This window comes from Methanomicrobium sp. (assembly GCF_055145805.1).
This window is the reverse complement of sequence record NZ_JBSREC010000061.1, coordinates 1-12,552: the sequence shown is the minus strand read 5'-3', so window position 1 is coordinate 12,552 and position 12,552 is coordinate 1. Positions and strand designations below refer to the sequence as shown.

Genomic DNA, 12,552 nt, shown 5'->3' with positions numbered 1-12,552 from the left:
AGATACGCCTAAAATTCGATTTTGAGCAAACCCTGCTTTTTAATCTTTGTCATCATGTGGTAAAGATCCCAAAAACCTGTATAACCCGCTTTATGGAGTCTTTGTAAAATTTTTGCACGTTTATCCACTTCAAAATACATCTCTGATTTTTTATCGTCCGGAACACCAAGAAGAGTTGCGATCTTTGATTCAAGAAGATAACTGCTTCCCCTTCCCGGAAAGTCAAATTCATCGGTAATCGGGTTCCATACAAATATTGCAACAAAAGAAAAACCACCTGATTCAGGGTCGTATCCTACAAGTTCGTTTATACTGAGCATACGTCTTACATTGGCTCCATCCGGTCTTCTGACAGCACTTTGAATAATTACAAGGTTTAAGTTATCGACATGTGTCATTGGGATATTGATTGGGTCACTGCAAAGACGCTGAATGAGTTTTTCTACCGATGAAGCATGGAATGTGCTCATAACAGGGTGGCCTGTCTGCATTGCACCAAATGCGACAGCTCCTTCTGAACCACGGATTTCACCGACCAGAATGTAATTTGGGCGCTGACGAAGTGCAGCTCTTAAGAGATCAAACATTGTAATATCTCCGCCTTCTCCTTCTCCTTTTCCCTTTCCTTTTGACACCTCTCTTGTCCAGTTTTTGTGCGGGACAGTAAGCTCGGGAGTATCTTCAATTGTTACAATCTTGCCCTCGGGTGCGATGAAGGTTGTAAGTGCATTCAGGCTTGTGGTTTTCCCACTGGCGGTCTCACCGCTCATGAAAAGTGACATGCCATATTCTATGCATATCCAAAGGTATGCCGCAACCAGGTAGTCTGTTGTCTTCCATTCAATAAGCTGCAGTATGCTTGCAGGCTCTTCTGAGAATTTACGTATAGTAAAATTGCTTCCGTGTTTTGAAATTTCTGTACCGTATACAATATTTATACGCGAACCATCAGGCAGAGTTGCATCGACAACCGGATTTCTGTAAGTAATCGGTCTTTTGATACGCTCTGCCATTTTGATTACAAAAGTGTCAATTTCTTCAGAATATTTGAATTCAACTGCAGATTTAAGGCCGCTAAATATCTTGTGTTCCACAAATATCGGACCTACTCCGTCGCATGTAATATCTTCATTGTAAGGGTCAGCAAGAAAGGGATTTAAAATTCCCATTTCAATTTTATCACGTATAAGAAGGTATTCTATTGAACGGAATTCAGCCATTGTAAGAATCACCTTTCCGTCAGAGGTCTGGGGAATATTTTTCCCGGCCAGTTCTGCAGTCTCTTTTTGAGCTGTAAAATCGGTGTTTAAAAATTTTATTAACTTATCCTTAATGCCCGGTTCATTGTCCCCGGTTTCGCCAGTTAAAGCCTCGTATGTCTCTTCAGGTTTTTTTATGTAGACTACCTCTTTTAAGACACGTCTTAAAACTTCTCTTCTCTCTTCTTCTGTTATTGGATCATCTTCTAAAACATCAATCAGATCGACAAGTTTTTTTTCGATAAGGGGCATGGCATCCGCCACAGAGTGAAGAAATGAGGGTTCTATCGGAATGTAGTAATTTCTCACATCGTCCTGATCCGGAAAGATATGAATAAATGTGAATTCATTGACAGGATATATCACATTTGGATTTTCCATGCTTTTTAGATCTCTTTTTAATTCCGAGAAAAAGAGAGGTATTCCATAAAGGTTTACCGGAAACATCTGAAGGTATTCGAGAAGGTGGGGGCTTTGTGCAACATATTCCTTTGCATTGGCAGGAAGCATCCTGTAAAGGGCTGAAGACTCATAATTTGTATAAAGGTCTTCATCATCGTCAGTTTCTTCAGGCTGGAAGGGGAGATTTATATTAGCACTCAGTGTGGCCATATCTTCTATCCTTTATACTCTTGCTGTAGACATTGGAATTATCTTCATTCCGTAACCCGGATGCACTTCAAATGATACAACATTACCTGTTGTTTTTCTTGCACCTCTCACCTTTATTACTTCCATTACCATCACGTATTTATCCCCGACAAGAGCTTTTTTCATAAATATGTGGGCATCGCATATTGATCTTATTCTGACGAGTGTATCTTCTTCGAATGCATATGTGTGAAGTGTAACAAGTATGGTCTTTCCGTTATCCACCAGGCTTTTACAGGTTGACAGAAATGAAAGGAGATCAGTTTGAGAGGTTGATTCGGTAAGAAGTGTCAGTGAGTCTATAATAATTACTTCAGCTTTGCTTGATTTTATTTTAGAAATAATTCGTTTTAAAACTCCTCTCATTTCATCTTCGCTCCATTCAAAACCTATGGTGTGCATAGGAAAAATCTTTAGGTATCCCCATGCGTAATAATCGGAGATATCCAGACTCATTGACTCCATCTGGGAAAGAAAACTTTTTGCAGTATTTTCGGAGGAGAAAAGTTCAACATTAAGACCTCCTTTCATAGCCCCCCAGATAATCTGTTGTGTCATCACACTCTTACCTGTATCGTTCTCTCCTTCTATGAGTGTCAGGGATTCCAGGGGCAGTCCGTCTGCAAGTTTTTTATCTATCTCGTTGTTTCCTGTGGAGAGTATTTTTCTGTTGTTTCCTCCTGTCAGGTCACTGAGCTCTCCACCATCTTCATACATTACTATAACCTCTGGTTTTATTGTTTAAATTTTCAGCAGATCTCATACGTATGCTGATGCCGACACTCCGTTAGGTGTGGTTATCTGAACCCATAAAGGATTGTTGCCAGGATATTTTATTGAGATGTTCAAGACCTCCTGTGGGTCTAAAAGGCCGGGGTTTATTATATCAGGCTCAATTGAGATTATATTCCACTCTCCTGTACTGTCTCCTCTGGAATAATAATTGGGAGAGTTTGCAGTGTCATTTCCTGTAAATATATCCCAATATTTAAAATCTGATATTGCTGCATTTCCGTCATTTTGAATTTCGGTATATAGGGTTGAAGTGGCCGGTTCCAGTGATGCCTCGTTTATAGTAATTGAAGTTCTCACACGTTGCTCCTGCTGGTTTAAGCTGTCCTGCTGTGCAAAGGATACAATCTCTGCTGTTGTCAGTACTACTGCAACCAGGAAATATGCTGTTATCATCAGAAGAATTAGTGCAAATGCTGTTGCTATTACCGTTGCGCTTCCCATCTAACCACTCGTTGTAAATGTCTGTGAGATGCTCACTCCGTTTGGAAGGGCGAAACTGAAGTATACATAATTTCCTGAACCTGAAGGTATTGAGGTACTCTTTATAGTAAGTTCAAGTGTTTCACGTGGATCCCAGTAATTATTACCGTCTGTCTGTACTATTCTGTAGCTCCATTCGTTGTTGTCAAGTGAACCTGTAAGATCAAGTGCAGCAAGGCTGAAATCACCTTCTGCACCGATAAACAGATCTGACATGTTGATTGAATTTGTTCCAATTTTTGCAGAACCTATGTTTTTTATCCAGATCTTTGAATCAGGGGTTATTGCATATGTATTTATTATTTTGATATCCGTACGCAAACGTTCGTCTGCTGAACTTGAGGATTCTGAAAAAGTGGATGTTGCCTGATATATGATAGGAAAGAAGGCATTTACAAGTACAGCTGCAGCAACGATTGCTGTTATAAGAAATATGGCGGTTGCAAATGTTTCACTGGACATAATAAATTATTTATTACACATTTTCAAGCATATTTATCCAGTCTTCTTCGGATGTATTTACTTTTGTCTGCTTGTCGAAAGTCTCGTTTTCATGGACATTTCTTTTATCCATCATGACTTCTATCATTTCTCTGTCTAATGATGAATCGTCAGGAGATAAAATTCTGTTTAGTACATAAAGTTCGGCAACAAATTCTTCAGAATTGATATCATGTGAATCGCCGATTGATTCCGGCATTAACCTGGAGATTTCCTTTACCTGGCCACATGCATCATCAGAAATATAACCCATTGTGCGATATGACTCTATCATGATCTGAAGTCTGTCATGGCCGTATTTTTTAACCATTCTTCTTACCCATTCAAAAAGCCTGTTAAGTTTCTGAAGTTTCGGACGCTCTGTTGGTTTTGTATCAACAGGTATCTTCAATGAGGTTTTTTCTATATCTTCTATCTGTTTTTTAAGAAGGAAAAGGGTATCTTTATCCTGAACATTTCCGTGATATTGATTTGTCGGGTATTCATTATTTTGGGGAATTCCCTGATTTCTGTCAGGAGATATCATATAGTTCTGGCCCCTGATTTCATTCATTTGTTCTTCTTCTGATGGCTTTTGTGTCGCAGTTTCTATGGTGTTGGATTCTTTTGGTTCAGATTCTGTATTCTCTTCTATTACAGGAACTGCCTCTTTTTTTTGTACAGAGGGAAGACCTGTTTGTAGGACTGGGTTGGAGAGTATAAATGGATTTTCAGTCTCATTAAGTCTCTCCCTTAAATCAATAAGTAGTTTTTTTACTGATTTTTTAAGGAGGTCTACTTCATCCTGAAGATTTTGAAGTTTGACATCCGGATCATCAGCAGATGATCCGCTAATTATATGGTCAACCTGCGACTGGTCAATAGCCATAATATATTAATTTATCTCTGGGTATTTAAAGTGTTGTTGAAATAACACACTTTTTTGGCAGTCCTACTTCAAAAAAACGGTATTTTTAGGAAATGAATGTTCTTATTGGCCTGATTGATATTGAGTTAAAAAAAATTAATAGAGGGTATTTATCTTATCGATCTTTGCCGGGGCCTTCCTTTTAATACCATATGATGCACCCTTTGCAGGCCGGATTTCAAGGTTGAATTCCTGATATTTTTCTATTGCTGTATCAGTGCCAAGCTGAACATATATTGTGAACTGCTCCTGATTTTCTAAAAGTGAATCATAGCTGTCTCCTGTCGGGTTTGCAATATCAATTATTCCCCATTCATTATCTCCTATTGCATTTTTATCAACTTTTACATTGGCGGATGTGCTGCTAATAGCGGTTACATTGTTAATTTTCTGGACTATATCTTTGGTTGAAAATGTTATGGTTGTTGATGAAAAGTCAACAGGAGAACCTCCTGCAGTTAAACCTGTTACAAATCTCAGGGCATCCATCTTTGCATCAGCGCCGCCGACAGTTGTACTGTTTCCGTAAACATCGCCAAGTATTTCAATACTTGAAGATGCCTGCGCAACACTTGTATGTACGACTTCCTCCGACTTTTGCGTCGTAAAAAAGCCTGCACCAAGCACTACGTATGAAAAAACTGCTGCGACAACAACAAATGCAATCAGAACAATTGCGGCTTCGAGACCTGTGAATCCCTCGTTGTTATTGTTTCTTAACATAAGTTCCTCTTAAAAAAGCAAAAAAAAAGAATTTAGTATAGGATGTTCACTTTGTTAATCTTTGCAGGTGCTGTGCGTTTGATTGCATATGAAGATCCTTTTGGTGGTTGTATTTCAAGGCTGAATGCTTCATTTGCAGCAATTGCAACAGATGATAGTTTTGCATAGATTGTGAACTGCTCCTGATTTTCAAGAAGAGATCCCTTATCACTGTTGTCATTTGCAATATCGATTATACCCCAGGTGTAAGAATCCTTTGCAATCATTTCGTCTAATGTATTTACTACATTAGATGATGAACTTGAGATTTTACTTGAGTTTGTAAGATCCTTAATTGCTGTTGTGTTTCTGAACACAAGGTTTGTGTTTGAGAAATCAACTGAGGAACCACCTGCGGTAAGGCCTACCACAAATCTGATACCGTCAATATTTGCATTGGCTTCACCTGTACTGTTTCCATATACATCACCTAAAACCTCCATGCTTGAAGATGCCATTTCAACACTGGAATAAACAACTTCCTGTGATTTTTGTGTTGTGAAGAAACCTGCTCCCAATACCACGTATGAGAAGACCGCTGCTACTACAACGAATGCAATCAGAACAATTGCGGCCTCCAGACCTGTAAAACCTTCTTCAGATTTAAATAATTTTGACATATTAATCATCTCCTTAGTAGAGGGTGTTTACTCCGTTAATTTTCGCTGGCGATGTTCTTGTGATGGTATAGGATGTTCCTACTGCCGGACGAAGATCTATGTGGAATTCCTTGTTTGCGGCTATCTGATCAATTGGGTTTGTCACAATTACAAACTGCTCTTCGTTTTCAAGCAGCAGATCGGTGCCTGTGCCTGAAGGGTTCTTAACAAGAACAACTGCCCAGTTGCCTAAAGCTACTGTTGTAGCAGCATCTTCATAAGCAGTAGTCTGCTGAAGATTCAGTTTTGATACATTATTTGTATCACTGTAAGTAACTGTACTTTTCCCGAAATCAACCGCTGATCCACCGGCTGTAAGTCCTACTGTGAAACGAACATTATCAATGTATGTAGAACTGGCACCATCGTTTCCGACACCATATACATCTCCTAAAATCTCGACACTTGAACTTGCCTGATCTACACTTGTATAGATAACTTCCTGAGACTTCTGTGTTGTGAAGAAACCGGCTCCCAATACTACGTATGAGAAGACAGCAGCTACAACCACAAATGCAATTAATACAATTGCGGCCTCAAGACCTGTAAATCCTTCTTCTTTATTCATTTTTAGCATTACAATTCCTCCTAATATTTCTGCTTAGCATTCCTTTATGAGATACTATTGGATCCCTCCAATATCTATCAGTAGTTATTAATAAAGGCATTATTTAAAAGGTTTTTCCATTTCCTATAATAATAAGAAATATGTAAGTTGTATTTTTGCAGAGAAAGGGAAACATTATTTCTTTTTGCAGTCTATTTGACTCGTTTATTTCTTATAATGTTGCTTTATGTAATACCTCGCATATTTGTCTGTCTGAAATACCATCAGGATTGAATTTATAAAGAGTCCTTTTGTGGATATTTCAAAATATCATGAGAAAATAGATAATATAATTAGTCATTTTAAAATTATAAATTTAAAATAATTTCATGAATGATAATTTCCTTAAATTTCAAATCCCTGTTTATCAGACTATGTTAATAGCCAATATCTTGGTAATGGCATTTTGGTGGGATTCTCCATGCAGGTTCATCTATGCCTCAGTGGAATACAAAAAAAATTTAAAGACATTTTTGGTATGGATGAATCTCCTGTATAATTTTTTTAAAAATTATTAAAATTATAGTATCCGGATTTTCAGACAGATGACTTTGCAAGGATACAGTTGTTCATTTAAAAATAACTAATAATGGTTATCTTCTCTGATCGCGCGGCAAAAACAGAAATATCAGTCATATCTCCAAAACACTGATATATTAGTTTTTTATATTCTCTGTTTGAAATAGGTTTATCTTATGAGAAAAAGAACCTATTTTAAAGGGATATTTTAAAAACAATTGTAATTATTAAAATTATTCTTATCAGACAACAAAGGGATGAGCAGTTATTTTCATTTGGATAATAATTGAAAAACATTTAACGAAGAATTACTTTGCCAGGGCTCTTTACCAGGGCTTTTTTTCTGACAGATTCTCATGTATTTATAGCGGAGGACTAAATATTTGATAGCAGAGTTTGTATTTTCAGGTCTGTTTCTGATGACCGTTGCAGGAGTTGTTGCATCACTTGGAGTAACCTGCAAAGAAAGGGGCAGGAATGCTTCTCTTTACAGATTATCTGGCTGTGCAGGCGTTTTTGGTTCAGTAATTTTATCAACTGCAGCACTTCTTGTCATTGCAGAGAAAAGTGACATAATTTTGGGATTTTATTCATTTGGTTCCGGTATAAATCTGTATTTCGGGCTTGACAGGCTGTCAGGAATATTTCTTCTCCTGCTTGGTATAGTCTCGTGTGCTGTTTCTGTTTACACATACCGGGATATGGAGCCTGAGAAACAAAATAATTATACAAAACGCCTTTGTTCTCGAAATGCTTTGATGTATGGGTTTATAATCTCCATGTCTCTTGTCCTTATGGCGCGGGATATAATTGGTTTTATTTCGTTTTGGGAACTTATGGCAGTCTCTTCTTTTCTTTTAGTTATGTATAATTACGAGGATAAAAAGACGCAGAAAGCCGGAATGTACTATTTTGCAATGACACAGTTGTCCACTGTGTTTGTTATCGCAGGTTTTTTAGTTCTCTTCAGTGCCTCGGGAAGTTATCTCTTCAGTGATCTGGGTCTTTCAGCAGGATTTTTAAATGATATTGTCTTCTGTCTTCTTTTTATCGGGTTTTCGATAAAGGCCGGTGTAATCCCGCTGCATAAATGGCTTCCGTATGCACATCCTGCCGCACCGTCGGGAATATCTGCCCTGATGTCCGGAGTAATGCTCAATATTGGAATATACGGCCTTTTGAGGATGCTTTTTGATGTTTTATCTCTGGAACTCTGGTGGGGCGGTGTAATTATTGTATTTGGTCTTTTATCAGCCGTCCTGGGAGTTATGTACGCAATGAAAGAGACTGATATTAAGGCTCTTTTGGCATACAGCAGCATTGAAAATATCGGAATTATCCTTCTTGGGATCGGTCTTTATGTGCTGTTTTTGTCATCATCACAGGAGTTTTTGGCAAACCTCGCACTTGCCGGTGCACTATTTCATGCCTTTGGTCACGGGATTGTAAAATCACTTCTTTTCATGTCAGCAGGTTCTGTTGTTCATTCGGTCGGGACAAGAAATATCGATGAGATGGGTGGTCTTATCAAAACAATGCCAAAGACAGCAGGGCTTTTTTTTACAGGAGCACTCTCAATATCGGCAATTCCACCTCTCTGCTGTTTTGCAGGAGAACTTATGATATTTGAATCACTGTTCTACTCATTCCATGAGGTCGATCCGTATATGCGGCTTATGCTTCTTAGTGTTCTTTCCCTTTTTGCACTTTCAAGCGCAATGTCTGCGGCCTGCTTTGTAAAGGCATTTGGAATTTCATTTCTTGGTCTTTCCAGAACAGATGCGGCAGAGTCGGCACATGAAGTGCCTATGAGTGCAGTTACAGGTCCGGCACTGCTTGCCGCAGCTGCTATTATAACAGGTGTTTTTTCTGATAAGATAATGGAATTTGCAGGATATCCCGGATTTCTTCCGGATATGCTGTCTGTAAGCCTTATTCTTCTGGTTATAATGGCATTTGTTTATGCTGCATTAAAGGCCGTAAATCACCCTGAGGACAGAGTTTGTGTTACATGGGACTGTGGTATAAGAAGGCCTGCATCCAGAATTGAATATACTGCGGCAGGATTTGCAGAGCCTCTTGTAACTATTTTTTCTGCAATGTTTCGGACAAAAAAAAGTGTTGAAAAAGAGTATTATGACTCTGAAGGATGCAATTTTAAATCCGGAACTGCGGGTATCAAACTGATTCGTTTCTTTGAAGAATATATTTATACACCTCTGGGTTCTGCAGTTGAAAGATTTGCAGGTCTTGTATCACAACTTCAGAACGGGAATCTTGACACTTATCTTCTGTATCTTTTCATAACTGTTGTTGCTGTAATTTTGTATCTGGGGGTGGTGTCATGATATCGGGTGAGAGTATAATGTATTGCCTGATAAATGCAGGAATAATTCTCTTTTTATCGCCTCTTTTTATGACGATTGTCAAAAAGGTCAAGGCAGGAATGCAGGGAAGGCAGGGTCCGCCTCTGTTTCAGATGTATTACAATATTGCAAAACTTCTCTCAAAGGAGGTTGTTTATTCAAAAAACTCGTCGTGGATTATGCGGGCAACACCTGTTGTTTGTATGGCTGTTATGATCCTTGCAGCACTTTTTGTGCCTGTAATATTTATACCGGAATCTTTCGGCGGAATAGGCAATGTTATACTGTTTCTTTATATTCTTGCATTTGGCCGGTTCATGATATCGCTTGCAGGGCTTGATGCGGGAAGCAGTTTCGGCGGGATGGGCAGTTCAAGGGAGATGAGCCTTTCTACTGTAATAGAACCCACAATAATTGTTGTTGCAGCGGCTCTTGCAACTGTTCTTGGCACTCTTGATATATTTGAGATGATCTCTAAGACTTCTGTTGCCGATATTGCAACAGTGCCGACTCTTCTTCTGATTTCTGTCTCATTATTTCTGATTTTGATCATTGAAACGTCACGTATACCTGTGGATAATCCTGAGACACATCTTGAACTTACAATGGTTCATGAAGGTATGATCCTTGAATATTCGGGAAGAAATCTTGCTTTAATGGAGCTTTCACATTCTGTAAAACAAACGGTTTATATGGGGCTTTTAATAGGAATAATCGTTCCTTTTGGGGTAATTAATTCAGGAGAATTTTTGATTCCCGGAATTTTTATTGCTGCTGTCTTATTTCTGATTAAAGGATCTGTTCTTGCAGTAATCATTGGTCTTTTTGAGTCATCGATGTCAAAGATGCGTTTTTTCAGTATTCCAACACTGTTTATGATTGCGTTTTTCTTTTCAGCCCTTACTATCATAATTGAGGTATTTGCATGATTTCCGGGATTTTTTCAGATGTTGTAAGGATTATTCTTGTCCTTATTCTGATAACAGCTGCACTGACGATATCGACAAGGACCCTGTCAGCTCTTGTAAGGGTATATTCGATTCAGTCGTTTCTGATTGCAGTCCTTGCATGCGTTCTCTGGGGAGTGGTGCAGGAGGATACATTACTGTTAATTGCTGCAATCACATTTGCGGTAAAAGTGATTCTGATACCTTCATTTATAGGAAAGATTCAGAAAAAAATTCATATAAGGCGGGATCTTGAGTTTAGCTACTTAAAACCTGCAGGTTCTATTGTAGTTTCGCTTGGCCTGATGCTTATGGTATATGTCGTATTTTCCCGAGTCCTTGGAAATTTTGCAGGAGTAAATCCGCTTTTTTTCCTCGGTGCTGTTGTAGGTGTATCTCTGATGCTTATGGGTATGCTTGTCACATTCAGCCGTAGAAAGACAATCACAAAGGTTATGGGGTATCTCTCCATGGAAAACGGTGTACTTATATTTGGATGTTTTGCAACAGAACTTCCGTTAATTGTAGAGGTTATGATTCTTATTGATCTTATTATCCTTGTAATTCTTACTACCATTCTCACTGTGGGAATTGACTCCTCGCTTGATGAATATCAGGAGCGTCTGATCCAGTATCATCTCTGGCCGTCAGAGGAGGCAAAAGAATGATAGCAGGTTTTTATCTAATTACAGGATTAATTGCAGTTGCCCTGATTATGGTACTAAAGACCCACAATATGAAAAGGGTGGTTCTTATATGTCAGGCACTGGCAAATCTTGCAATATCGGGATATCTTATGTTCTTTGTAACAATTCCCGGTACCACCGGATTTTTCAGAATAGATCATTTATCTGCATTTGAAGCAGGGTTATCATCTGTTGTATTCTTTGCGGCATCGCTGTATGCCGGAGGGTATGTAAGGCGTCTTATTGAGACCGGAGAGTTAAGCCCAAGGAGTCTCGGCCTGTTTTACGGGGGTTTTTCAATCCTTATGACTGTAACCTCGGTTGTATTTTTCTCAGACAATTTGGTTTTATTCTGGATTTTAGCTGAGATTACAACAGTTGTTTCAGCTATGCTTGTGGCCAGTCTTTCTGCCAGAGAGAATATTGATGCTGCTTTAAAATACATATTTATTGCCTCAACTGCGATGCTCTTTGCATTTATCGGGCTTATATTCCTTTTTGAGATGTCAAGAGGAACATCGGTTTCCGGTACCCTTAACTGGTCTGACCTTATGCTTGTATCAGGAGGGTTTGATCCAAAGATTGCACTTGCGGCATTTTTCTTTGTATTTATCGGATTTTCCGCAAAGAGCGGGATTGTGCCGTTTCACACCTGGCTTCCTGATGCACATTCAAAGGCGCCGTCTGCTGTGAGTGCTGTTCTGTCAGGTGTTCTGCTAAATATTGGAATGTACGGTATAATCCGTGTTTATGCAATTATAAGGCAGGTCCCCGGAACAGAGGCCGGCGGTCTTTTTCTGATGGCGTTTGGAGTTCTGACTGTTTCTGTCGGTACTCTGATGATGCTTCGTCAGAAAAACCTAAAGAAACTGATTGCGTGCTCAAGCATTGAGAATATGGGACTTATATTGATCGGAATATCTTTCTGGACGCCTCTGGCAGTATTCTGGGTAATGTTTCAGACACTTGCACATTCTCTTACAAAGGCGGAACTGTTTCTTTCGGCAGGTATTATTCACAGACAGTATAAATCTGATAATCCCGAAGAGGAGGATCAGATCTGTGATGCCTTTGAGATGCAGCCTTTTGCATCATTCTGTCTTGTTGCAGGAGCTCTGGCAATAATCGGGACTCCCCTGTTTCCTGTGTTTATTCCCAAGCTTTTTATCATGCTTGAAGCAGTCAGATTTGATCTTCTGACAGGTATCATAATCCTTGTTTTCATTGCAATTGGATCTTTTGCACTTTTGAGATTCATCTGGAATTCTTTATCCTGCAAATCTGATCAGGATGGCATTAAAAGACCGGTGCACTATCCTGTGGGAAGGGGAATGCATATCGCACTTGTATTTCTACTGCTTATTATGGTCTATTTTGGAATATCAGTTCCCGGATGGCTGTATGATTATCTGA

The 12,552-nt window shown here is 39.0% G+C and carries 12 protein-coding genes; 4 read left to right on the top strand and 8 right to left on the bottom strand.

Going from position 1 to position 12,552, the window contains the following annotated elements; translation table 11 throughout:
* Positions 1-8 precede the first annotated feature (8 nt).
* The 8 genes from ACTB1O_RS05145 to ACTB1O_RS05110 form a co-directional block, all read right to left on the bottom strand.
* Positions 9-1,871 carry a type II/IV secretion system ATPase subunit gene (locus ACTB1O_RS05145; protein WP_462994069.1) on the bottom strand — a complete coding sequence of 621 codons (1,863 nt, stop codon included), beginning with the start codon at positions 1,869-1,871 and terminating at the stop codon, positions 9-11.
* 12 nt (positions 1,872-1,883) lie between these two features.
* Complete coding sequence (arlH, locus tag ACTB1O_RS05140; RefSeq protein ID WP_462994068.1) at positions 1,884-2,627, bottom strand: archaellum protein ArlH; 744 nt, start codon at positions 2,625-2,627, stop codon at positions 1,884-1,886.
* Between the two features lie 42 nt (positions 2,628-2,669).
* Positions 2,670-3,146, bottom strand: coding sequence for a hypothetical protein (locus tag ACTB1O_RS05135; protein WP_462994067.1), 477 nt, complete (start codon positions 3,144-3,146; stop codon positions 2,670-2,672).
* Positions 3,147-3,647, bottom strand: a complete 501-nt coding sequence (locus ACTB1O_RS05130; protein ID WP_462994066.1) for an autotransporter outer membrane beta-barrel domain-containing protein — start codon at positions 3,645-3,647, stop codon at positions 3,147-3,149. It lies immediately after the preceding gene.
* 13 nt (positions 3,648-3,660) lie between these two features.
* Positions 3,661-4,554 carry a FlaD/FlaE family flagellar protein gene (locus tag ACTB1O_RS05125; RefSeq protein ID WP_462994065.1) on the bottom strand — a complete coding sequence of 298 codons (894 nt, stop codon included), beginning with the start codon at positions 4,552-4,554 and terminating at the stop codon, positions 3,661-3,663.
* A 135-nt stretch (positions 4,555-4,689) separates the two neighbouring features.
* Positions 4,690-5,316, bottom strand: a complete 627-nt coding sequence (locus ACTB1O_RS05120) for an archaellin/type IV pilin N-terminal domain-containing protein (protein WP_462994064.1) — start codon at positions 5,314-5,316, stop codon at positions 4,690-4,692.
* A 32-nt stretch (positions 5,317-5,348) separates the two neighbouring features.
* Positions 5,349-5,975, bottom strand: coding sequence for an archaellin/type IV pilin N-terminal domain-containing protein (locus ACTB1O_RS05115; protein ID WP_462994063.1), 627 nt, complete (start codon positions 5,973-5,975; stop codon positions 5,349-5,351).
* A gap of 13 nt (positions 5,976-5,988) precedes the next feature.
* Positions 5,989-6,591 (bottom strand): archaellin/type IV pilin N-terminal domain-containing protein, encoded by a 603-nt coding sequence (locus ACTB1O_RS05110; protein ID WP_462994062.1) that lies wholly within the window; start codon positions 6,589-6,591, stop codon positions 5,989-5,991.
* Between the two features lie 932 nt (positions 6,592-7,523).
* Here ACTB1O_RS05110 and ACTB1O_RS05105 point away from each other — a divergent pair.
* The 4 genes from ACTB1O_RS05105 to ACTB1O_RS05090 form a co-directional block, all read left to right on the top strand.
* Positions 7,524-9,488: a proton-conducting transporter transmembrane domain-containing protein gene (locus tag ACTB1O_RS05105; protein ID WP_462994061.1), complete on the top strand. Its 1,965-nt coding sequence runs from the start codon at positions 7,524-7,526 to the stop codon at positions 9,486-9,488.
* 17 nt (positions 9,489-9,505) lie between these two features.
* A complete protein-coding gene (locus ACTB1O_RS05100) occupies positions 9,506-10,435 on the top strand; it encodes a respiratory chain complex I subunit 1 family protein (RefSeq protein ID WP_462994060.1) in 930 nt (309 codons plus the stop codon).
* The gene (locus tag ACTB1O_RS05095) at positions 10,432-11,121 is read left to right on the top strand and encodes a hydrogenase subunit (RefSeq protein ID WP_462994059.1); all 690 of its coding nucleotides are present in this window, start codon (positions 10,432-10,434) and stop codon (positions 11,119-11,121) included. The genes ACTB1O_RS05100 and ACTB1O_RS05095 overlap by 4 nt, the downstream gene beginning before the upstream one ends.
* The coding region (locus ACTB1O_RS05090) for a proton-conducting transporter transmembrane domain-containing protein (RefSeq protein ID WP_462994058.1) at positions 11,118-12,552 on the top strand (1,435 nt) is incomplete at its 3' end. The genes ACTB1O_RS05095 and ACTB1O_RS05090, both read left to right, overlap by 4 nt.